The organism is Derxia lacustris, assembly GCF_002105195.1.
In the GTDB taxonomy this organism is placed as follows: Bacteria; Pseudomonadota; Gammaproteobacteria; order Burkholderiales; family Burkholderiaceae_E; genus Derxia; species Derxia lacustris.
Map to the genome: position 1 here is coordinate 612698 of NZ_MUHU01000002.1, position 23199 is coordinate 635896.

General features: G+C 59.1%; 18 protein-coding genes. 6 read left to right on the forward strand and 12 right to left on the reverse strand.

Annotation, left to right across the window (positions count from 1 at the left end):
• Positions 1–3 precede the first annotated feature (3 nt).
• The 11 genes from B9P64_RS04500 to B9P64_RS23550 all read right to left on the reverse strand — a co-directional run bounded on the left by B9P64_RS04500 (position 4) and on the right by B9P64_RS23550 (position 14309).
• Positions 4–960 (reverse strand): DNA adenine methylase, encoded by a 957-nt coding sequence (locus B9P64_RS04500; RefSeq protein WP_176256712.1) that lies wholly within the window; start codon positions 958–960, stop codon positions 4–6.
• 603 nt (positions 961–1563) lie between these two features.
• Positions 1564–2793 carry a TnsD family Tn7-like transposition protein gene (locus tag B9P64_RS04505; RefSeq protein ID WP_085315008.1) on the reverse strand — a complete coding sequence of 410 codons (1230 nt, stop codon included), beginning with the start codon at positions 2791–2793 and terminating at the stop codon, positions 1564–1566.
• The gene (locus B9P64_RS04510; RefSeq protein WP_085315009.1) at positions 2793–4325 is read right to left on the reverse strand and encodes an AAA family ATPase; all 1533 of its coding nucleotides are present in this window, start codon (positions 4323–4325) and stop codon (positions 2793–2795) included. The genes B9P64_RS04505 and B9P64_RS04510 overlap by 1 nt, the downstream gene beginning before the upstream one ends.
• Positions 4318–6546, reverse strand: a complete 2229-nt coding sequence (locus tag B9P64_RS04515) for a Mu transposase C-terminal domain-containing protein (protein WP_085315010.1) — start codon at positions 6544–6546, stop codon at positions 4318–4320. Before B9P64_RS04515 ends, B9P64_RS04510 begins: the two co-directional genes overlap by 8 nt.
• Positions 6546–7223 (reverse strand): TnsA endonuclease N-terminal domain-containing protein, encoded by a 678-nt coding sequence (locus B9P64_RS04520; protein WP_176256713.1) that lies wholly within the window; start codon positions 7221–7223, stop codon positions 6546–6548. Before B9P64_RS04520 ends, B9P64_RS04515 begins: the two co-directional genes overlap by 1 nt.
• Positions 7224–7469: 246 nt before the next feature.
• Positions 7470–7976 carry a hypothetical protein gene (locus B9P64_RS30670; RefSeq protein ID WP_217808639.1) on the reverse strand — a complete coding sequence of 169 codons (507 nt, stop codon included), beginning with the start codon at positions 7974–7976 and terminating at the stop codon, positions 7470–7472.
• Between the two features lie 525 nt (positions 7977–8501).
• Positions 8502–9074, reverse strand: a complete 573-nt coding sequence (locus B9P64_RS04525; protein WP_085315012.1) for a LexA family protein — start codon at positions 9072–9074, stop codon at positions 8502–8504.
• 264 nt (positions 9075–9338) lie between these two features.
• A complete protein-coding gene (locus B9P64_RS04530; RefSeq protein WP_176256714.1) occupies positions 9339–10484 on the reverse strand; it encodes an AlbA family DNA-binding domain-containing protein in 1146 nt (381 codons plus the stop codon).
• A 775-nt stretch (positions 10485–11259) separates the two neighbouring features.
• Positions 11260–12294, reverse strand: a complete 1035-nt coding sequence (locus B9P64_RS04535) for a serine/threonine-protein kinase (RefSeq protein WP_085315014.1) — start codon at positions 12292–12294, stop codon at positions 11260–11262.
• Positions 12294–12713 (reverse strand): hypothetical protein, encoded by a 420-nt coding sequence (locus B9P64_RS04540; RefSeq protein WP_217808640.1) that lies wholly within the window; start codon positions 12711–12713, stop codon positions 12294–12296. The genes B9P64_RS04535 and B9P64_RS04540 overlap by 1 nt, the downstream gene beginning before the upstream one ends.
• A gap of 1257 nt (positions 12714–13970) precedes the next feature.
• A complete protein-coding gene (locus B9P64_RS23550) occupies positions 13971–14309 on the reverse strand; it encodes a hypothetical protein (protein WP_139826136.1) in 339 nt (112 codons plus the stop codon).
• 161 nt (positions 14310–14470) lie between these two features.
• Between B9P64_RS23550 and B9P64_RS25985 the strand changes: the two genes are divergently transcribed.
• The 4 genes from B9P64_RS25985 to B9P64_RS04555 all read left to right on the forward strand — a co-directional run bounded on the left by B9P64_RS25985 (position 14471) and on the right by B9P64_RS04555 (position 19110).
• Entirely contained in the window at positions 14471–14641 is a 171-nt protein-coding gene (locus tag B9P64_RS25985) for an ATP-binding protein (protein ID WP_268877133.1), read from the forward strand.
• A gap of 31 nt (positions 14642–14672) precedes the next feature.
• Entirely contained in the window at positions 14673–14972 is a 300-nt protein-coding gene (locus tag B9P64_RS25990) for a hypothetical protein (protein ID WP_217808642.1), read from the forward strand.
• A gap of 89 nt (positions 14973–15061) precedes the next feature.
• A complete protein-coding gene (locus B9P64_RS23555; RefSeq protein ID WP_139826137.1) occupies positions 15062–16312 on the forward strand; it encodes an HNH endonuclease in 1251 nt (416 codons plus the stop codon).
• Between the two features lie 134 nt (positions 16313–16446).
• The gene (locus B9P64_RS04555) at positions 16447–19110 is read left to right on the forward strand and encodes a DUF2726 domain-containing protein (RefSeq protein WP_085315017.1); all 2664 of its coding nucleotides are present in this window, start codon (positions 16447–16449) and stop codon (positions 19108–19110) included.
• Between the two features lie 109 nt (positions 19111–19219).
• Here the strand turns inward: B9P64_RS04555 and B9P64_RS04560 are convergent, their stop codons facing one another.
• On the reverse strand, positions 19220–20245 hold the full coding sequence (locus tag B9P64_RS04560; protein ID WP_139826138.1) for a nucleotide-binding domain-containing protein: 1026 nt from the start codon (positions 20243–20245) through the stop codon (positions 19220–19222).
• A 292-nt stretch (positions 20246–20537) separates the two neighbouring features.
• Here B9P64_RS04560 and mazF point away from each other — a divergent pair, with 292 nt between their 5' ends.
• Positions 20538–20996 (forward strand): endoribonuclease MazF, encoded by a 459-nt coding sequence (gene mazF / locus B9P64_RS04565; protein ID WP_085315097.1) that lies wholly within the window; start codon positions 20538–20540, stop codon positions 20994–20996.
• A 157-nt stretch (positions 20997–21153) separates the two neighbouring features.
• Entirely contained in the window at positions 21154–23067 is a 1914-nt protein-coding gene (locus B9P64_RS04570) for a DNA internalization-related competence protein ComEC/Rec2 (protein WP_085315019.1), read from the forward strand.
• The last annotated feature ends 132 nt before the right edge of the window (positions 23068–23199 follow it).

Sequence of the window (23199 nt, forward strand, 5' to 3'; positions counted from 1 at the left end):
CCTTTAGTCTGTTATTTCGACGGCCGCTTGCGTCCAAGGAATTCGGGCGGCGGACTCGCTTGCGCGTTTTCTCTTTTGGTATTGTTTAACTGACATGCCAATATGGGTGCAGCCATCCTCGTCAGGAGAGGGCAGCTTCTTCATGTTTGAAAAGAACAATTCCCTGCCAACGAAGGATGCCCCGCCGATTGGATGGGCTGAGTATGTGCTATCAATTACACGAGCAGATACTCTTAATGGCTTATATAGCTCGCGAATTTCACGTGCATCGTCATAAGACAACAGCCAGGGCACCGTGAGCTCCTCTACGAAGTCGCGGAAAGCAATGTGTTCAGCCAAGTTGAAGTAATGCCCGTAAAGCTGCTCAGCCTTGTGAAAGTACGGGGGGTCAAAGTAAAGGAAGACTCCGTCATCTTGCTTCAACTCGTCGACGAAATCGCGCCAATCAAAGCATCGAATGGAGCGAACACGGTCGCTAAGGTCTGACAACTCCAAGATGCGATTGGCCAACTTCTCCCGAGGAAACCGTACATCCAAGGTGCGATTGGTTTGGTTCCACCCGCCGAGCGGTCCTGATTTGTGGAGAATTCCGTTGAACGAAGTTCTGTTTAGGTAGAGCGCTTTCAGCGCGAGGTCTCGGTCGCTCGTAGGTGTCGAGGCCTTCAGCCGCTTCCATTCGTCCACACTCAGAGGAACAACGCGTACTTGCTCCGCAAGCCACTGCGCATCTTCTGAGAAGACGACTCGCCAGAGCGCTGCGATGAGAGGGTCGGAGTCGTTAAGCGCGACAGAGTCGACTTGTCCGGCTTCCAACAGAGAGATAGCCACGCCGGCACCGCCGCAGAAGGGCTCTGCAAACACGCGAACGCGAGCCTTGTTCAGGCTCAGTGCCTCTTGGATGAACGGAGCGAAGCGAGTTTTCCCCCCGGGGTAGCGCAAAATGCTTCTTGTGTAGGCCACTACAAGGTCTTCTTTGTCTACAACTCCGTCTCCCACGGAGCGGGCTTCCGCCAACTAACTATAGTGGCGGCCACCCAGGTATAAGGCGACCGTTTATCTTGCGGCAAATCTGACCGATAGTACGTCGGCTCGAGCACAGACGATGCGGTATTCGTCAACATCATGCATGCTTGAGGCAGCGCCTTCAGCGTAGCAAGGCCATAAGTTCACACGACTTTTCAGCGGCGCTGACTTGAGCGTCACGCCAGTTGCCCGCACCCAGTTCACACGACCGTGTTCTCGTACCAGCGCTTGCGCTCCGTGGCGGTCTCGAACGAAAGGTAGAGCTTGGTGCAGACCATCCTCCCGCTATTGTCCGTCGAGTCTCACTCTGGCGTCAGCTCCTAAAGGACCGCTTGAAGGGGCGCACTCGGGTTGCCGCGAGCTCGGTAGCGTCTCTTCCAGGCTGCAACCGCGTCAATGCGACCTAGGTCGACGTCGGAGTTACACAGCCGATTAGCCTCATAACCGTCAGCCCTGGTAAGACATTGAACGGTTTTTTCGCTAGGCCTCCCGCGTCTCAAAACTCGTTTGTGGCCCTGAGCTCTTGGCTGACGAGTTCGCTTAGCGAGCTGCCGACACTTCGTCGGTAGCCTCATCAATTCCTTGGGTTGGCGAATAACGGCTGGGATGGCGCTGCCTCCAGTAGCTACGCCCGCCAACTTGACGCTCTGCCTGGTTTGATGTCCGAAAGTCGTCAAGCGTTGCTCGCGTCGCAGGAAAGTTCTCGCGGTCGTGCCGAAAAGCGGACCAGACGCCAGCGTCGGTCAGCAATGCCTTGATGGATGTCCGCCCGCCAGCCTCCACTACCTGCTGGATACGCTTCTCGATTCGAGTAACTGTCGCCTTGTCCAACCTGGCGTAGTCGCGAGTCTTCTTGCCCGGCGGTTGGTACAAGCTCGTCACGTCGTCCGGAGCTTGAATGCCTTCATCCAAAAACACATCGAGCACCACATGCTTCGGAGTCGCAAACGGGGTATCAATTCCAGGACGGGTCATCAATGCCGGCCACGTGTCCGAACATGTTCTCGGCAGCGGGCAGCCCATGGACTCAAGCAGCGGCTGGCCGAAGTAGCTGCGAAGTTCACCGGCAAGTGCCGCGCCTGCGACCGCCCCGGGTGACAGCTGATAGTCGAGTGCGAGCACTCGAGTCCGATACGACTCGCGCCAGTCGTTACCGACCTGTACCTGTCCGACCAGCGCCTGTACTGACCGTTCAGTGAGCTTCATGCGAAGTGCCGCGGATGCGGGCAATCGCGTTGGAAGCAGCTCTGCCTGATGCGGAAGCGTTATGTCCTTCATGGACGTCCTGCCACGCAAAGGCAAATTGGCGATTTTGAGGGGCTTGTGATGGCGGAGGCAAACCAGAGCGCCTGGCAGGAGATGTGCCCTTCGCCAGTACGACTCGCCGTACATGCGCAGGTCCTGCCGGACGCAGTCGGGACAAAAGCGGCGGTAGGGAACCCCATGGGACACTGACTTGGTCAGCGAGCCAAGACATTCCTGGCCAGGCTGCAGGCTGAGCGCTTTCGTACGAAAGGCGGCTTTGACATCGCGCGTCATATAAGCCACTGCGTACGGGAACATCGTGTGTTGGCTCAGCAGTTCATCGGCGTCCACCCCGGCGAAGTACGCGACGCGATGGAGTTCACTCGTCATCAGAAATGAATGAGACCCGCGACCCGAAAAGATGGAACCAAAAAGCGTCTTTAGTGGCAAGCCAGCCTGAATGGCCGCGCGAGCGAACACGCTTCCGATGACCTCATCGTCATAAGGCTTGGGAAGCAGCGGCATCAGGTCAAGTCCACAAGCGCTTCGAGAGGCCGTGCCATGCCGAGTTCACGCATCCGCTGATACACCTGTGCGCTTGTGTCGGTGGCGGACTGGATTGCCTGGCGGTAGTCCTCTGGCCGGTCTTCGAGCGACGTGACTGTCTCGGTCGCGTCGCGTACTGCAGCGTCGGCTGAGCGTTTGCCCGAAGTCTTCTTGTTTGACCGGTGTTGAGTAGCCGATGCAGCAGCAGTACCGCCCTGTTGATGCGGTGTCGGTACTTGAGCCGTACTCAGGACTTGCGTGCGGCGCCCGACGCTTTCAGCCAGTGCGGCAGTTGAGATGGGCGCGACATCATCGTAAAGAGCTAGAAGCTCTGACTCGTTGCGGCGTAGTGCATCGACCATCGGATGCATCAATTCGAATTCGGTCTCAAAGACCTCATGAATGAGCTCAGCACTCAGACGTTCAGACCCGTCGCGCATTGCACGAGCTTGAGCGGAAGCGAAGAGCTTGATGGCAATGTCGATGACGCCCTGGCTGTAATGGTGCATCAGAGCATCGAACTGGGCGTCGAGTGCTACGGGCTGGCGAGTCCACTGGAAGGACCACAGGGTCTCCAGGAAATTGCGCCACTCGTTCACACCATCGGTGCTCTCTTCGTTCGATAGCCGGTCCCAGTGCCGAATGCCTTGCCCACACGACCGGCGTGATTGCCTGAAGTCCTGATTGAAAACCTTTGCAGCCTTGTTCGTGCCGATAAAGAGGATGGGGACCCCAAGCTCGTTGCAGGCCGAGACGAGTTCAGTCATCACCGTCTGCTTGCCCTTGTGAGCATTGGCGAGGTTCTGGATTTCATCCGCTACCAAGAAGCCCACGAAATGCATGTTCATGACTCGAGCGACCCCGCGCATGAGCGCGTCAGCGCCTGTCCTGCCGCCTTTGGCGTACGTCTCGTAGTACTGCGCGCCAGGTATTAGCCTGTCGACTGCATGAAGAATGGCGTGGCCCAGCCCCTTGATACTCGAGCCGTCGCTGGGCATCTCGATGTGCAGACGAGGTATCTGGTAGGTGTTTGTCGCCCGGTGATAGATGACGTCAGGGAACTGCGAGAACCAGCGTTTGACCACCGTAGTCTTGCCCATCCCAGGTATCCCCATCAGCAATGCCGACAGCTGCAGTGACGAACTAGAGAACGATGCGCCACTCCGTGCTCCGTCGTATATCGACTGACATCGGCGCATGTACTCAGGGGTACGCGGCATGCGGCCCACATAGCCAGAGCGCAGCATCGAATCCAGCGTTTGAGCCAGTTCAATGTGACGCTGAAGCGGAACAACAAAGCTGCGCAGCGTGCCAAGCATGTGGAGACGGTCGTCGGTAGCCCATTGACGTTGCTCCGGCTCAAAGCCCGGTCGCACGCTTAAAAACTCGAGCAGCTCGTCGGCACTCAAGGTCGCTGGTAGCGCTTCCACCATCGGGTTGCCACGGTATTGAGGCAAGTGGTGGGTTTGGTAGGTAGCCTCCACGGCCCCAAAAGCAGAAAGTTCATCCATTACGCATCTTCTCCTGCGCCAGTCGCAGCTTGTCTGCGAGGCTCGGGGCGCGTGGTTGGGGACTGGTCGCTGGGCTCATGTCTGCCGATGCCAGCAAGTCATTAGAGAGTTGGACGGATGCCTCTTTACGGCTGCTCTCGGCCGCGCGCTCGATTGCACTCCGAGCGGGGCGCAGCGGCAGGATGTTCGAGCCACGTGCGGGCTCGCCTTCGATGGGCCGCTTGGTCCCCGGGAAGCCATCCGGCGGCGTGAGCCGCATGGCTGGTCTCAATGCTTGGCGTTCCAAGCGACGTTCTTGCTGCCGGTCCTCGGCAATGTCGGCACGACGCGCAGTGCGAGACTTCTTGGTACCCGCTGCTGCCAGCTTGGCCGCTGCTGCGGAGACGATGCTCTCGGTTGTTGCATGCAAGTCTGCTCGTGCTTGAGCTTGCTGATGCTCAATCTCGTGACGCATCCGAGCACGCCCGCGCTCAAACGCCTTCACCTCGGCGAACGATAAGCCGCGGTACTTCTCAGCACGGGCCGACAGAATGCCGACGTACACCGCGGCTTTGCTTGGCGCGTGAATGTAGACAGTGTCCACGAGCCGGCTTTCGTACGACACCACAACTTTGAAGCGACGCTTTCGTCCATCGACAAACCATCCGCGCGCAATTGCTTCCTGGCAGGTATAGACGCAGCCTTGGAACTCGATGCCGTGCTCGGTGACGGTCGCTTCTGCTCGGGGCAATAGCGCCATGCGGACACGTTCTTCCGAGAACCGCGTAAGCAGCCCAGCGCGACTGCCGATGTTGTGATTCCAGAGGGCAATGGGAGACGGAAGAACGTCTGCCGCAATTTCCGCCAGGCTGCAGTCGTAGTCCCGCATCGGTCTGCGGTTGTGTTCGATGATGTGCGCGAGCATCACGGCGGTGAAGTCGCGAAGCGTCAGGCAAGCATCTTTCTCGTAGTGCTTACCTTGTCTGCGCTTGGCGTTCTCCGGCGGGTCAAAGCCGGGTGTGCCGTCCTGTAGCGTCATGCGCGTCTGCTTGAACTGCGTCTCAACGACTGGCTTGTGGTCGGGACGCTTGGCCGAGACATTGGCAATGGTGCAGTTGAGCTGTTCGATGACCTGGTCACTGCTTTGAGTCAGAAGTTCGCCGCGGTCTGCGATGATTTCGGACGGGAACACTTCGTGTGCCGGCCAGTCCCTGGGGTCATACCCAATCCCGTATTGCTCGCACAGCGAGCGCTTGTCTGCAGAGATGGTGACTAGCGCTTGCAGCGCGCAAATCCAACTCGCGTTTTCAAGGCCGATGTACCAGCCGACGATGAGCCGCGACTTACGGTCGACAATGAGGTAGAGCGTCGGCTTGCCGATGATTTTGCGTGAGTCGCTTGATGCGACGAGAAACACATCGACAATCGTGGCGTCGGCTTCGTACTGGTGACCAACGCCAAGGCAATCTTGAAGGACTGTGCCCAAGACCGCACGGTGCTCGCGCTCAAACTCCTTGTCGCCTTTGCGCTTGCGCAGCACGTGCTCGGCTCCGTAGTTTTTTAGCACGTAATGGCGGAGCTGCTTGATGGTCGGTCGCTCGCCTGGCGGCCGTAGTCGATGGATGCCGTTTCCGTCCATCGTTTGGTAATGCGCTTCCAGCAAGCGTTGATACGTGTGTGCCAGTGTCCTGCGCTCGTCACTGAAGTAGTACCGCTCAATCGCGGCCTTGAACCGTTCGAGGTCGGTTGTTTCAAGCTGATAGACAGCGACGTCAACAGGCGAGGGGCGGCCACGACCAGCGGTCAAGCCGATGCGTTTGCGCTTTGTCTGGTCGAAGTTGCCGAGTAGCGCAGAGGGAACTTGCCCACCTTGCCAGTACCGCCTTAGGTGCTTGTAGATGACGACCTTCGAGCAGCCAGCTGCAACACGTTCATCTACAAGTCGGGCACGTTGGTGAGGCTCGAAAATATCGGGAATTTTGTTCTGGATATCGCCAAGCGCCTTCAAAGCCTCGTCCCGCACACGTCGCATGGCGGGCGTCATCTTGCGAAATGTTGGGTTCCAGTGCGTGTCGTTCGCACGATGTGGTTCGAGCCTCGAAAGCACGTGCCAAGCGCACTTCTGAGGCAACGCATTCGGCTCCCCCAGGACGATGACCCACGCGCAATTCGTTTCTGCATTGGCGCCGAGCAAGCGGTACTCAATGCCCTCAGCAAGGAAGATGTCATTGCGAGTCAGCATTACGCACCTCCGACAGGGCGTAATTGCGGTCGCTCGAGGGATGTCCGCTGAAATGACGTAAGGGGTGCATCTGCGAGGGAAGGCCCTTCCAGGTCAGGAACCAGCCAACGGTCGAGTAGGAGCATGCGAGCTGCCTTCAGACCGGTACCTCGTTCTGCGCCCTGACTGGCGTCGAAGTGGGCGCAGTGCTCGGCGAGCGTGCAGGCAAGACCGGACTGTGGCCATGACGCAGCGAGACGCGCCTTAATGTCGTCGAAGTAGCCCGGGTAGGGCTCGCGCTCACCGTCTTTCAGGTAGCCATCCCGAATCCATCGGATGTTCGAAATCTTGCGTTTAGGCAGGTCGTCATGAAAGACGAGGTGATGCGGGATGGCGAGCAGTCCAAACGCCGCGCGCTGAATTTCGAGTTTTTCGAGAGACCGGCGGTCGTTCGCTTCTTCGGTGCGCTTGGCGTTGAATGCGACCAGCTGCACTGTGCTGTCGCGCATGCGCGTGCACAGAAAATCGACTGTCATTACTGTGGGCACATGGGTACCGGGATAGCACGGATGCTTGATACCCAAGGAACTGGCGACCTCGGTCGTGATATCGCGGTCGAGCGGGTACTGCTCGCGGATGTCCGTGATTTCCTGAGACCACTCGAGAGCGACGAACAGGTCGTTCTCGACGTTGGACAAGAGGTGATGAACGCGGTTGGTTTTTGGGCTGTAAATGCGTCTGGACATCCCAAGACTGCTCACATCGCGCACGTCAATCCACGGGGTGTAAGCAGCGCCTATTCCACTCCCGCAGCCCTGCGCTACCAATGCAGCGATGCGCTCTTCTGTCCATTTCATAACGCCAGCCATTTGTTCCTCATCTCATGTCTTGTCAGCGCGTGGTACGCCTGCCTGTCTTCGCCCGGCAGCCGTGTCGACGGCTGCTCATAGAACCGTCAGCACGTTGTTTGGCGGCACTGGCCGACGGCTAAAGCGTTGGTTCCGGACGCGTTTAGAGACGAGTTCGCCGTAGAAAACTTTTAGAATGAGAAAATAATTTCCATGAAGAACTTTTCTCATCAAAAAACATGTTCTTAGGTCGAGCGAATGAGCACACCAGGTGAGAAACCGGACTACTGGGAAAAGCAGGCAAGCCGTGTCTTGCGCGCCCTCATGGTTCGGCACGGCGTTGACTACAAGGAACTCACATACGCGCTGACGCATAACGCGTCGGAAGTTGCTGTCCGGCAGATGAGCAATCGAATCCGCGGCGGAAAATTCCCATTGAGCTTTTTTTTGCGAGCGCTTGCAGCAATGCGCCTGAAAGAGGCCGAAGTCGTACTGGCCAAGCCGGTACCCAGCGCCTTTCAGGAACTGGCGCCACGAGGACGTCAGAAGTCCAAGCGCGCAAATTCCAAAAACGAATCCAGCGATGAGGGCTAGGGCTGCCATGACGGTCACGCTGAATCGGATTTGGAAGTTGCGGATTGGATAACCTCCCAGATAGCTGCCGTGACAATGTCCGACTCGGCGTCGTTCTCAGTCTTCTCTTGCAGTGCTAACCAGCGTTGCCAGGTGTAGTCCGCGTCTAGGTTTCGCCCAGGCGAGTGGAGAAGGCGATACCTGCGCCCTGACGTCGTGAACGCGGTCGCTGTGCCGAAATCGAAGCGTTCGATTGCGCTGGAGACGCGTCCTTCTCGGTTCTCGATGCAGTAACCAACGACATGCTGTGTGCCTTGGGCAGTCACAGCAATGCGCCACGAGTCAACGCGCAGCATTGGTTGTTGGTCAAACGGCGGAACGGACCAAATTGGCATTTCGTATCTCCAGAACGAACAACGTCCTCGCAGCCAACTTGGCCGGCGACTGCAAAACAACAGGCAAGCCCTGTCTAATCCGCCGGCGCAACGAACACCAGAGGTGGGCTTGGTTTAGTGAGATGCCGCTAGGAGGCGGCGGAGACAGGCAGCTTCGTGGTCACCTCCGCATGCGCCGGAAGGACCCGATGACGACGCCAAGGATTTCGAGCGAGCCCTTGGGATGGATGTCGGCGAAGTCTGGATTTGCCGCCTGCAGGAAGTAGCGGTCCTGCGAGCGCCGCAGGTACTTCACCGTCAGGTCGCCATCCACAACTGCTACCACCACGTCACCCGGTGACGCTGGGGCATTGCGCTCGACTACGGCGATATCGCCGTCAAGCAACCCTGCGTCACGCATCGATTCCCCCCGAACCCGGCACAAAATGGACCTGTTCGGGTCATCAACGAGGTAATCGTCAATCGTCACGAGCTCCAATGCTTCGTCCGTTGCCGGCTGCGGCACCCCGGCGCGTACAGCACCAAGGAGTGGGCGTGCGAAGAACCGCTTGGTGGGCGCGATGCGGCCTTCCACGCGCTCCAAGTAGCCGGCGTCAACGAGTCGGCCAACTAACGCGAAGACGCTAGACGACGATGAGAGGCCGACAACCTCGCATAGCTTGGCCATCGCCGGGAACGCCTGATGCGCCTTCCAGTAAATCCGCAGTGCTGCTAGGTGCTGTTCGTCTCGCATACCGCCTCATCGAATGGTTGTTCGATGACAAGGACTGTATGAATACTCAGTACGATGGTCAATGTATGCCGTACCGTGATGCGCAATCGGGCTCTCGAACCGACGAGCGGCTGGTATCGCGGGAGCGAAGCTAGCAGTGACCGAGCGCGGCAGATATCGTCATGCGCAAGCACCGTGTGGTCGCGGTTCAGACTGTGGTCGCAGCCATCGCCCGTATGTACTTCGCCTGCGTGTTCCAGCCACGCTTGGCGACATGAGTTGCAGCTAGCGCCGGCGCGGCGCCCATTCCCCCGCAGCGTTGTAGTTGCGCGAACCAGGGAAGCCGGCAGCCTGCCAGACTAGGTCGAAGACAGGCTTGAGTGCTTGCTCCGGCACGACTCCCGACTGCGCAAGAACGTCCGGCAGCAAAAGTGCCCGTCGGTCAAAAAAGGTCTGGTGGTCTTCCAGGAAGTCGTAGGTTGCCTCGACGCCGAGTTGGGCATCGTCCGCGCCAAGAATGGACAGCATCACCGAAAGCTCGGGCTCGATGCTCAAGTGGATTAGCTCCGCCCGGAATGCACCCAACAAGGTGATGAGCTGCTCTTCGTAGCTCAAGCTCCCAAGATGCGCTTTGCCTGCGGGGTTGCGTCCAGTAAGCACGTGGGTCGACTCGAAAAAACCGTTGCGGAAGAACTGGGAATAGCCGTGAGTACCGGCAGGCCCGGAGTTCCGAACGTAGAGCGCCCCATCTATGTTGAGCCGGGCCCGGCCAGACATCGCTCCCAAGACGGGTAGGTTGCGACGGTCTGAGTACGGCACTGGGTCCACCTGCACAAGTCCAAGGGCCGCCTGCGTGGGGACAAGATGGACTACCAGTAAAGACCCGGGGACGAGCCGATGCGGCGCTTCTCCCGACAGTATCTTTCCCAGACGGTCGACGCGGAAATCACGCACGCGCTGCGCTTGGCTCTCCGAGCGCAAGAACAGCCCTCGAATTTCCGGTACGTCGAGCTGGCGGTTCCGCAGACCGTCGCGCACGTAAAAGTGCAAGTTTGGCTTGGAGCGATGTGGGCCAGCCCAGCTCTGCGGGATGCGAACGATGACCGCATGCCCGCTTGTGCCGGCGCCAGTCACCGCTACGGCATGTACCTGTGTGCCGGGCAGCCTTGGCTCAGCCAGGTTGAGAATGAAGTCTTGGATGCGCCGAACTTCCTCGTCGGCACTGACTAGGGTCTGCGGGACGATTACTGATGCCTGTGCGTCAGCGGTCTCGTCCATGCCGAAAATGATGTCGCCACCTCCAGCGTTGGCGAACGCGGTCACGTCCGCCATGAACTTCACTTTCGACCGGTCGTCCCACGCCGCAGGCAGCTCCCGTTTGAAGTCTAGGTGCGGGCCTTCTTGCGACTGTGCCGCAATGAGCTGTTCCAAGTGGGCTTGCGTCGTTTGCAGGATGTTTGCCGGGAGCATGTTGGGGTCAATCAGAACGAGTAAGCTCGCGCGTAATGAGCTAGCGCCGCATCTTTACAGCAGGGCCTTGGCGCACGCCGCCAGCAGCACCTCCAAAGCAGCCTTGGTTTCCGCAAGCGCTTCATGATGCGGTGTCGCGTGGAGAGCGGATGCTCTAGCGAGGAGCAAGTGAGCCGATTGCCATGTCTGGCTTGGTCAGCAGCGGCCAGCCCAAGTCAGTGGGCTGCTCAAGCTCTCGAGTTGCCCATGACTGTGGCACGCACTCAACCAGAGCTCGAAAAACCTTTTGGGTGTTGCTGATTGGCAAGGGATACTCGTTTTCCGGACTACCACAGCAGCTCAACTGCCGTTGCGCGGCGGCACTGAGATGGTTCGACCGCTCATGCTGAAAAAGGCTCGCCTTTGCCTTCCCCTGTGAAAGGTGGCTGCTTGTAAGGTTGCTTGCCAGTACATATACTGTACATATACACAGATAAGGCCAGCTCAGCTGCGGCTGGGCAAGGAGAAGGCGCATGCGAAGAACGTCAACATCACTTGCTGTGTCGTCGCCGACTTGCTGCTTTTGCGGCCGCTCTTGGCTGCCAGAAGAAGGTGTGGCAGCTAGTCACGCCTACTGCGACCACTGCGCAGGGGAGCGGCGAGCCGCGGCTTTGAAGGCGTTTGGTGGCCGCACGCCAGCTGTTTTCGACCCTTCGGGTGCCTACCTGTTGCCGCGACACCTGCGGCCGAGTCAACGCTAAGCCCGCTCGAAGAAGTCTTCGAGTTCGGCGAGGGTCTTACTCCGCGACTGGGCGGCAGAAGAGCCACCCAAGGTTCTCTTCCTCCCCGTTGTACCCAGTGGTTCGGACCACGCGGTCCATTCGTGCTTTCGTGGCGATTGCCAAGACCACTCCACCACCTTCAAGCGGTCGCCTGCCGCAAGCTCCCAGCGGACGGAGTCGGTGTCCACCTCCGCGGTCCAATGCGGCGTCTCCAAGGTCGAAAGTGCGCTGAGCACCTGCTGCGCGGATTGGTAGCGCCGGCTGGTGTCGTCGTTCAGCATCTTGCGAATCATCCGCCGCCAGCCGGCGGGGATGTGAGGAAGCCAGCGCAGTTTGTCGGCATAGGCACCGGCGGGCACAGTTGCGGCGGGAGACAGTCCTGCTTCGTACCACTCTTGCCCATGCAGCAGGCGATAAATGGTCATGCCCAACGCCCAGATGTCCGACTTGGCGCTTGTCACCCGAGTCGACCATACCTCGTAAGCGATATGGTCCTTGTAGCCAGCTATTGAGCCGTAGCCATTAAGCAGACGGTCTGTGACCAAGCCGAAGTCGCCCAGCAGAGCGACGCCGCTCGCATTACGCAGGATGTTGCTTGGCTTGATGTCCCGGTGCAGCATTCCCCTTGAGTGAAGGGCATCCAAGCCGAGTGTGACGTTGGTTGCGATTTCGCGGACGGTGTCCAGCGGCAGCGGACCTTTAACATACGCGTCCTGCAGGGAACCGCCGGCACAGAACGCCATGCACAACTGGATACTGTCGCCGGTAGCGTCCTCGGAGATGCTGTGCACTCGAACCACGTTCCTGTGCTCGGCCGCCGACAGGCGTTGACCCTCTGCAAGTAGGCCAGCTTTGCGTTGGTGCCAGTCAGCCGCACTCTCGCCAGAGGCGCGCGTCATGACCTTGACGGCGACACGACCATGAACGCTATCTTGCCCTTCGAAGACCTCGCCAAAGGCTCCCGCGCCCAGCTTGCGCCCGAGCGTCAGGGGCGGAACGACGGTCGCCATTAAGCCTCCCGGGACGCGATGATGAGCATTGCTGCTTCGCGGCTTCCTTTACGCAACCCGTTGCCAGTTACCTTGTCTTGCCAGAACGCGTCATCTTTCAGGTACTCGTCGACCTTGCGGTCGCCGTACGTGCGGCTGACGACCCCCTTCGTGAGGGACCGAACCTGGGCTTCTGAAGCAGCTGCCGCTATGAGGACGCCGCGAACCTCGGCACTTTGAAGCAGGGCGAGCGTAGCCGTGGAGCGCGGGACCGCACTCGCTTTCAGGACGACAGACTTAATTTGCTGTTCCTTGAGAAAATCTGCGCATCGCTGGTGCAGCACATAAAGGGCTGGCTCCCTTGCGCCCGACTGCAGATTCCAAGTCTGGTCGTATTCGATGGAAATGGGGTCTTTCAGGTCCGTCGGGACCTGCGCCACGACAACTCCTATGGACTCTCCGGATACAACGAAACTAGCAATTTTTGTCATCTTCTTACCCTATGTTGCCAAGATGGTAACAAGGGGGTTCGTATTCATACGGCTAGTCTTCGCCATTGTTGCGCGGGCGCACTGCGGTCTCATGAAGTCCGCTTCCTAGTTTGAAGTCAGAGTACGGAAGATGAACGTGAATGCCGCTTCGGGACTCTGGGTTCTGTCGGCTCCAACGTGCAGCTCAAGTTCCACGGGTGCCGATTGCCCTCGTCCCTTACCGGCAGAAGCACTTGCAAGGCATAGGCGACCGCCTTACTACGAGCACGTTCAGTCTTTGTTGGTCAAGATGGTCAAATCGAAGGGCTTATTGCGTAATTGGTTTAGAAAGCGCGGGCGACGCTAATCCATTTGGTGTTAGCAATGCAGAGCCATGATTGCGCTATTTTTCTAGGGCTCATTCGTAGTAATGCGCCTTCTCGCATTGTGCTGACAGTATGGCGGGCTCCGCATCAACCATCATTTTAATTAGAGATGCTCTTCACAATCTCGTATTTTCCGCCCGTCGAATCCACAACCCATTGATTTATATAGGTGGCGAACATGGCGAAGGTGGTTGTGAAGACGTTCTTTAGAAAGGCGCGAAAAATGTTGTTGGTGTAGGGGATGTGCTAATGCATATTTTTGGAGGGCATATCGTTCGAAATTATGCGCCAGCCATTCGTGGTGTGGAGGTGACTGCTATTGAGAGTAAGGTAAGATTGGCTTAACGGGCAGTAGTCAGTATTTTCCAAGGTGTCTGAAAAGGATTGGTGTGATGAAGAGTCATTTGGTTTGCGATAGACGACTTCGGTTGCGTACAAAGGAAGGTGAGGAGTTGCAGGGTTTCTCGGTACGAATTCCGTCTCAGTCAGTTGTCGAGGCTTTCGAGGCTCGACATCTTGCAAAAATTGAGCACCCCGAGAATGATGGGTTTGTTACGGGGGAGTTGGAGTTAAGGCAGTTGCTCGAAAGCTACGAGGCCCAAATCCAGTCTTTGCCTGGTAATTCGCAGCCTGTGGGAGTATTAGAGTCGTACGAAGATTTGCCGATTCCTGTATTGCGAGGTATAGGTGCGGGAACGCTGACGTTGCTTGAAAATGCGTCGACTCTGGGAATTTTAAAATCGCTCAATTTGCCACGGGACGTCCGGGTTGGTGTGTTGAGGGTGCTTGTCGAGTAAACAATGCGCATCAGCCTAGTAATTGTCACTGGGCTGATTGCTTGCTAAATTGACTTTTCAGGCTGACTTTTCCAGGCGTCCAAAAAGGTCGTGTACGCCTTGCAAATTTCTAGCTTCTCTGGGTGGGTCTGAGCCCAAGCGAAAAATTCTTTTTCCCAACGTATTAGCCAATACGTTGGGTTTGTCATTGTTTGGTCAATGACCCAGAGCCTTACGGTTCCAAAGAGGTCTGCTAGCCCTCCGCTTTCCGTTCCAGCGTAGGGAGGCACAGTGCCATCAGGCTTGGTCCAGATACGGTCTTTGATAGGCGAGGTTTTGATAAAGCGATGGTAGTCGCTCGCCAAGTTATCAAACGCAGCTTGAGTTTCTTGAAGCATTGTCATGCAGGCAGTCTTTTAGGGGGAAAGTCTGTGTAGCTGCCAGTTTTATCTCATTGTATGAACCTGCAATCGAGTCGTGCTACATATGCGGTGCGTATTGGTTTGCAGCTTTCTATAAGTTATTCAGCAGAGGTTTTGAGGGTTATATAGCTAAAATTTGCCACTTGCAGATTTGTAACTTTCGCTCAGTGAAGGCGTTAGCTTGGGCGCCTTCGGCCGGTATCAACTGCTTGGTTGGGTCTGGTGATAGTGGGAAGTCCACTATCCTTGATGCGATAGACCTTTGCTTGGAGGGCGCGGAGCAACTCATTTTTTGGGGATGCCGATTTTCATAATCTAGATGTCACCAAGCCAATCGTTATATCCGTGACTCTCAGCGATTTGCCAGGCGCGTTATTGAATCTGGATAGTTATGGCGATTTTTTGCGTGGCCTTGACGTGGCGAGTGGCAAAGTTGAAGACGAGCCCAGACATGAAATCGCAACTGTCTTGACGTTTCAACTGGCCGTTGAAGGTGACCTTGAGCCGGTGTGGAGCCTTTTTCCGAGCGAGCTAAATGTGCTGGCATCAAACGTGGTTTGGCATGGAAAGACCGCACTGCTTTGGCACCAGCCCGCACTGGCAATTACGCAAATGGCAATTTGTCTGGGCGCTTTGGAAAGCTAAGAACGGTAAGACGTTGGACGAACTGAAACGTCAGGTACAGCCTTGGTTTTTCAAATGCATCCCTCAAAATTATTAAGGGACAAAGAAACGTGGCGAGCTTGGATAAACGCTTTGCACTGATTGCCAATAACGGCGACGTGCTATTTCCGTACGTCAAACACCAGAGAGAGACCGGAAGAACAGGGTTCGCCCTCACTATTGCTGGAAATCAAGACCGCAATGGTGGCGGGGACTATACCCATGACATAACGAAAGTCATCCGACAGGTCGTTTTTGACGGGTACGCGGTGCGGGCAAAAACCCAGGGAAAAGCAAACCGTGAGCGGGATGGCTCACTGGGATTGGGTAAGGACGCGGTGCACAAATTTTATGTCGCACCAGAGTTCGAGTATCTGGTAAAGGGCTCGAAGTATGAGCGCGTTAGTAAACTGCCAGTGCAAAGGAAGGAAAGTGCGTCCTTTGAGTCATCCAAAACGGGTCCCTCAAGTGCGCCAGCTTCACTTGACCCGCTTTCTGAAATCGTCAAACTGACACCTGACGACTATCGGGAGGGTTTGAAGGCAAATTCCGGAAAAATTTCGCAACGCCAGCGTCTGATGCTTGCGGCCCATTACGCCGCGCCAAACCGGTCGCTGTCGATGAGGCAACTCGCATTGACTGCTACGTTCGATGGCCTCGCCTCTGCCAGTATTGAATATAGCCAATTAGGGCGTTTCATTGCCGATGATATTGGGATAGGGAGTCCCGGTAGTTGGATTCAGTTTCTTGCGGAAATGGTGTCGGCAAGTGCCACAAATGCTGAGCTCAGATGGGTAATGCGTGAGCCTTTGGCTGAAGCGCTAGAACAACTTGGTTGGGTCGAACCTTCACCTTATGGATTCGAAGCTAATGCAGCCTTAGCCGAGCTCGGCGCGGAGCCTGGCTTTCAGGAATTGCCGGAGACCACACGGCTTGCTCTTGTTAACGCCCGCATCGGGCAAGGGGGTTTTCGCCGTCGCATGCTGGAAATTTGGGGTGGACGCTGTGCAGTTACCGGATGCGCCTTGCCAGAAGTCTTAGTCGCCTCACATGCGAAGTCTTGGAGGCACAGTTCCACCGAGGAACGTCTCGACGAATTCAATGGACTTCCACTTGTTGCGACACTTGACCGACTGTTTGACCGTGGCCTTATCGGTTTCGCAGATGACGGGGCTCTCGTGAAAATCGAAAAAGTCGAATGGGCAACTCTCGCAGAGTTGGGTATTACACCGTCCGCTAAGCTTCGAACGGTACATGCTCGCCACATTCCATACTTGCAGCATCATCGAGACGAACACGGGCTGCAGAGGGCTCTGGCCTAGATGAGCTGTCTATACCAAACCTACAAATTCCTGCAAATTTCAATCTCCGAGATATCTGCTGTCCATGCCAAGCGGGTTTTTTGACGACGAAGCCGGACTGACAGAATCAGTTTGAAAAAGCAAGGAAACGCTTGATGTCTAAGAAGCGAAAAAGAAAGTCGGGCAATTCCCCGGCAAGGGGCAACACGCCGGCGGCGAGTTCGGTGAAAGCTCAGGTTGCCGAGGTGGTTCTCTTGCGGCTGACAGAGCTGGAGGATGCGGTGGGCGAGCACTGCGACAGGAAGGAATGGACAGAAATCCTGGCGCTCAGTCGACTGCCGCTGACGGCCATTCACGAAGACGACAGGGAGGAAGCGCAAACCTTTCTATTGCAGCTGCGGATGTACGGACTATGGCCGTCCTCGGCCCCCTGGTTCAGCCTTGCGAAGGACGTGCAGGCGGAATGCCGAGAAGTTCTCCAGCAGCTGGCCGACCGAGTTGAGGTATTGCACACGCTGCCCTGCGAATTCGAGCGCTATCTGGATAGTCTGGGCTCGTCGGTCAAGGAGCGCGCCGAGGTGTTTCAGCGGCTTGTTCGCGCTTGTCAGGACACCCCCACCACCGCCTGGCTGCGACGTCTGCGCAGTACCGGGCTGGTGTTGCTAATGCGCTGTGAAGTTGACGACCCCGAACTGGCAGAACAAGCCACGCAGGCATTGGCGGGTCTTCCCAATGTGCTGGAAGTGCTAGGGCAGACGTATTCCATCGCCGAAAGCAAGGGGACGCTCGATGATGAGGGACGCATTCTCCTGCGGGTACTTCGTCTCGAGCTCGACATGAAAATGGCCGATGTCTGGGACTACGGAGAAATCACCCAGGCGGTTCGCAGCCTGCCGGCCCCAAGCGAAGACGCCGCAAAGGCCCTGATGCAGCAGCCGGACGACTGGGGGGACCCGCGCTTGACTCCGAACGCGTGGGCCTTCATGTGGGAAGTTGGGTATGTCTCCCGTGCCGCCTATCCTGACCTGTTGCAACGGTATCCGGACCGCTTTGCCTGCGATGCCTGTGAAGGTGTGCGGCAGCTGCTGAGTGCACTCGTCGCGGCGCCGAGCAAGGTGGACGGCCATTTCCTGTGCGCGATGCAGCACTTGACCCGGTTTGCCCGGGGCGCCTACCACCGGTTTGGTGAAAGCATGTGGGTGACACTGGGGCAAGGTCAGGCGGAGCTTTTCATCGACAGCCCGAGTCTTCCCGCGCTGGAGGTCTCCACTGTGCTGCTACGGCTGTACGAAGGGGCGCCAGCTGACTTTCCACGGCACGCCGAACTCGCCGAGTTTTACCGCGTCATGGCGTTGGTGCTGGCCTACGAGACGGGGGAGGATTCGGACAAGGAGGCCGTGTTGACGCCGGAGCTCGCCTGGCTTTGTGAGCACAGTCTGGCGTTCCAGTTTCTGGCAGCGTCTGTTCTTGGGGGCACCGGATTGCGACTGCGGTTGTTCGTCGAGGGGTTGCACCGGGTAGTTGAAGCCGGGGTATCGATGCCCCATGACGGTTTCTTCATCGACGAGCCCGCCAGCGTGAAACTGAGCGAGCCCTTGGCCCTGCAGATAGTGAAGGCGCTGGAGGGACTGGCCCAGGTTCGAGACCGGATGGACACCGAGTGCCGGGAAAGATGGCTAACGACCGTAAGCGCCATCTTTCAAGTCCTTTGCGCAGTCAACTCCAAGGTGTGTGCGGCGCTGCTGCCGATTGCGCGAGCCTTCAAGGAGGACCTGCTCGAGAAAGACGAGGCGTTCCGGATGGCCTATCTGGAGCAGGTTGCGGGTGACCCCACGGCGGCGCTACGTTTCTACCTCACCTATCTTGAGCAAGTCGAAAAGCCGACCGAAGGGACGACCAGGAACCTCAAGCTGCTCTGGGCCCCGCCCGTCGACCTGGCCCCGGTCAAGCAGTTCGTAGACATCCTGCAGGAGGCGGCGAGGACCTCCAAGCACTCTGCGATTGTCAAGCAGCTTCTTGCGGATGTGAAACGGCCGCTGGCTGAGCTGACGCAGCAGGACCAGTTCGAGAGGACGGCTGTCAATCGCTGGCCTTCGCTCTCGGCCCCCGCGCGCAAGCTTCTTGGCGTGTTGGCGACTGTTCAGGGCTACAGCAGCATGAAGGAGCTCGGCTCGTATGCGGGCATGGACGTTGAATGGGTTCAACGCCACCACGCCAAGCTGCTCGAGCTTGGCATGCTGTTCAAGGAAGGCGGGACGTACCGGCTCAACCCGCACATCCTTCCCTTGCTGGAGCGCGAGTCACAGCACGCAGTCATTGGCAGGATTGTTCGGGCCAACGGCACCAGTGCGGTCAAGCAGGTGTTCAACAGCCAACGCGAGTTTTGCATCTACCAGATACTGGTCCAGCTGTGCCCGAACCACTTGGTATTTCCGAACTGCTCGCTGCAAAGCGTGATGAGCTTCGACCGGATGAAGGAACTGGTGGCGGAGGACGACTTCGGCTACTACCTGAGGGCGAGCGTGGACATCGTCGTGGTGTCGTCGACCACCTATCTGCCGATGCTGGCCATCGAGGTGGATTCGGTCTGGCATGACACGGAACGCCAGCAACGCAAGGATGAACAGAAGGACCGGCTTTTCGCGACGGCGGGCATCCCGTTCCTGAGACTGAGGCCTGTGGGCAGTCCGTCCGAGAACACCATTCGCGCTCAGGTGGCCGAGCACGTCGACGAGCTGGTACGCAGCCTTCGGGAAGACATGCCTGGCTACGACCAGGCACGCGGCCTGCTCGAGGACTTGGCGAGTGTGCGGACTTGACCGCCTGAAACTCGGAGGTGAGGGCTGAATCCGAGGAAAATGGGGTCGCGTTTGTGCGGCCCTTTCCATCTCATGACTCAGTTTCGACCCAGGCTCGCGCCGTCCGCTTCTATTCGATGACGACGTAGAACGGGTCCGATTGCCCCACCAACTTGGTGTCCCGCTTGCGAATCAAGAATGCCTCCACAAAGTGCACGCCACGGTAGGACAGGGACTCCGACCGGCTGAAGTGGTCATCCGAGGGATAGAAGTCCCCTCGCAACGCATCAGCTTGCGCCGCCATTTTGTCGGTATTCGTCACTCGCCATCGCACCATGTAGTCATCCGTGAAGGTGGCCCCCACATTGTTCGTCGCCGAGAACCTGAGCCAGTAGTCGGCCATCAGCGGTTCTGCGGACCGCACCGAACGGATGGTTTGCCCGTATCGTCCCGTTCGAAGTTCTGCCGTCACCTTCACCGTGAATTGTTCCTGCGCCCTGCGCCAAACCGGGCGGTGCACATGGGGCAGCTTGCGTAATTTTGCGGGCACCGCTGAGGCGCCGAGGGCCTTCACCTTCTCGACCAAGTCGGGGAAATGGCCGCCGACCACCAAGGCGCCACTGCCCGCTGACTCGCTGACTGCTTCTGCGGCCCGCTTGGCTTCGCTGGACCCGAAGTTCTCGCCGAAAACGCGTTGCCACTTGCCAATGCTTTCGTCCCGGTCCTCTTCTGCAAACGCGTCATCAATCCAGCCCCGATACAGATTCACCTTGTCCCGGAAGTTGCCGTATTGGGGCTGGGTCCAGCCGCACGCCTGGTCTTCTCGGGGCAATTTTGGATTCGGAACTGTCGGCACGTAAGGCCATGCCTGAAGCCAGTCGTCCAGGCGACCCACCAGCGTCTTGAGCGTCGTGGGGAGGTCAGCAAACTGCACACTGCTTGTTCTTGACCCACTCGGTGTAGGCCAGCGGCGCCGAGCCTCGAACTGGTTCGTGACGCGGTTGCACACCTCGAACTGGCCCTCGTGCTGTCGGTTGACGACACAGGGAGCGATATCGATTTTTCGCTCGCCAGCGTATTCAATCGTGGCGCAGTGGGAGAAGTGGCAGACCTTGTCTTCGTAGACCGGAAGATTTCCCAGCTTGGTCGGCGGCAAATCTAGCTGACTCAGCCCCACTGCAAGTGGGGTCAACCTCACATGTTCGCAAGGCAAGCCACCGCCCGCAGCTGGTTCCAACGTCACCGGCCGAATTCCACCGTCTGGTGTTCCTAGTTTTGTTCGCGTTCGGCCAGGCCGCAGTCGACGGGCTTGCCGCGGGTGCCGGTTGAGGCTGGCCGACTGGTCCTGGAGCCGGCAGGCGAAACCTTGACGCACTGCTGGCCGCAATGACGCCAGAGAACCAGCATGGATTGGCGCCTAATGGGCCGGCAGCGGGGGCTGAAGTTTGGTGACGCAAGCTCATTGCCCCAACCGTGGGGATATTGTCTGGCTGCGCTTCACGCCCCAGGCGGGGCACGAGCAAGCGGGCCGGCGCCCTGCGTTCGTACGCTCACCGGCGGCATACAACGAGAAGAGTGGTTTGATGCTGTGCTGCCCGGTCACCGACCAAGTGAAGGGCTACCCCTTCGAAGTGCCGGTCACGCCCTCAAGCGGCACGGTCACCGGGGTGGCTCTCGCAGACCAGATGCGATGTCTCGACTGGCGCACTCGCAATGCCTCGAAATTCGCTTTGGTCCCGACGCAAGGTGTGCTTGCCGCGCGCGAAAATGAAGCTGCTTCTCCCCTGAGCGGTAGCGAAGAACGGGGGCAGCGGAGCAGCTTCGGAGCTGCCGCCCGGGTCCTAAAACTGCTCCGCTGGGGAACAACGCTACATGGAAGCATTGGCGCTTGGATTCATCTCGTCTGAAGAAAGTCAGTTCACGAGTATTTGTCAATATTGAATTTTCAGTTCACGAGTATTTGTCAAAAACGCCTTGAGACCCCCAATTTGGAGCTCCGCTGAGGGCTTTGGGTCATTTGGCTGCCGGAGAGTCTTTGAAAGTTCATCCTCTACGTCGTGACGTTTGCTGCAGCTACGTAATAAAAAAACCATTAAAAACAATGAATTAGCGTTTAGTTCACGACTTATTTGTCAATTTATTGGAGGTCGGCACACCTCTCAGTACACGAGTATTTGTCAAAAAATCTGCAGTTCACGAGTATTTGTCACAGTTCACGACTTATTTGGCTCTCTCCACGGCGACCGCGACTGGACGCTGTTCTCGCGCGTGGGCATTTCGCACCTGCTGGCGATCAGCGGGCTGCACATCACGATGCTGGCGGCGCTGGCCGGCTGGGTCGCCGCGCAGGGCTGGCGCCGGCTCGCGCCCCGGCTGCCCCGGCTGGCCGAGAACCTGGGCCGGCGCGGCTTTGCGGCCTGGGTCGGGCTGGCGGTGGCGGCCGGCTATGTGCTGATCGCCGGCTTTGCGGTGCCGGCCCAGCGCACGCTGTGGATGCTGGCGACGATCGCCGTCGGCCTGTCCTGCGGGCTGCGGCCCGATCCGTGGAAGGTGCTGGCGGCGGCGCTGGTGGCGGTGCTGGCCTGGGATCCGTGGGCGGTGCGCGCGGCCGGGTTCTGGCTCAGCTTCGTGGCGGTCGGCGTGCTGATGTTTGCCGGCATGGCCGAGGCGGCGGGCGGGCAGGGCGGCGCGGTGCCTGCGGCGGGCGATGTCGCCGACGATGCGCATGGCAAGCGCGCCGGCGGGCTGGCCGCGCTTGCGGTGCGCGCCTGGCCCGTGCTGCGCGGCGCCACCCGCGCCCAGCTCGCGGTCACGGTCGCGCTCACGCCGCTCACGCTCTATTTCTTCCAGGCGGCGCCGGTGGTCGGGCCGGTTGCCAATGCCATCGCGATTCCGGTCGTCAGCTATGCGGTTGCGCCGCTCGCGCTGCTCGGCGGGCTGACCGGGCTGGCGGCGCCGCTGCATCTGGCGCATGCGCTGTTTGCCTGGCTGGCCGGGCTGCTTGCGCTGCTGGCCGCGCCCGGCTGGGCCAGCGCCGAGCTGCCCGCGCCCGCCGCCTGGGCCGCCGCGCTGGCCACGCTGGGCCTGGGCTGGTGCGCCCTGCCGCGCGGCCTGCCGGCGCGCGCCGCCGGGCTGCTGCTGTGCGCGCCGCTGCTGCTCACGGCGCGCGCCGCGCCGGCGCCCGGCGGCCTGCGCCTGACCGCCATCGACATCGGCCAGGGCACGGCAGTGCTGGTGGAAACCGCGCAGCACCGCCTGCTCTACGACACCGGCCCACGCTTCACCGCCGACAGCGATGCCGGCGGCCGGGTCATCGCGCCCTTCCTGCGCGCCGCCGGCGTCGACCGGCTCGACGGCCTCGTGGTCTCGCATCGCGACGAGGACCATGCCGGCGGCGCGGCCAGCGTGCTGGCGCGGCTGCGCGCCGACTGGCTGCTCAGCTCGCTGCGGCCCGAGGATCCGCTGCTGCGCGAGCTGGGTGCCGCCATCGCGCCGCGCCGCTGCGAAGCCGGCCAGCACTGGCGCTGGGACGGCGTGGACTTTTCCGTCCTCCATCCCGACGCCGCCGATTACGCGCTCGACCGCAGCAGCAATGCGATGAGCTGTGTGCTGCGCATCGACAGCGCCGGCGGCTCGGCGCTGCTCACCGGCGACATCGATGCCGCCAGCGAGCGGGCGCTGCTGGCGCGTGGCGCGCCGCTCGCGGCCGGGCTGCTCTGGGTGCCGCATCACGGCAGCCGCACGTCTTCGTCGCCCGAATTCCTGGCCGCCGTCGATGCCCGGCTGGCAGTGGTGCAGGCCGGCTGGCTCAACCGCTTCGGCCATCCGCGCGCCGAGGTGCTGGCGCGGCTGGCTGCCGGCGGCGCCCGCGTGCTGCGCACCGACGAAAGCGGCGCAATCACGCTCGAAACCGGTGCGGACGGCTGGCAGGCGCGGACCGAAGCCGAGGCGCGCCGGCGCTACTGGGCCGGCCGCTAGCCGACCTTGCCGCTCGTCGGCGACGGCTTGCGCCCCTTCGATTGCAAGCGGGCCGTCGTGCGAGGGTCACAACTCGTTTCCCGTCGATGAAATCACGGGGATTCACGCAGTCGTGGCACAAAACTTGATACA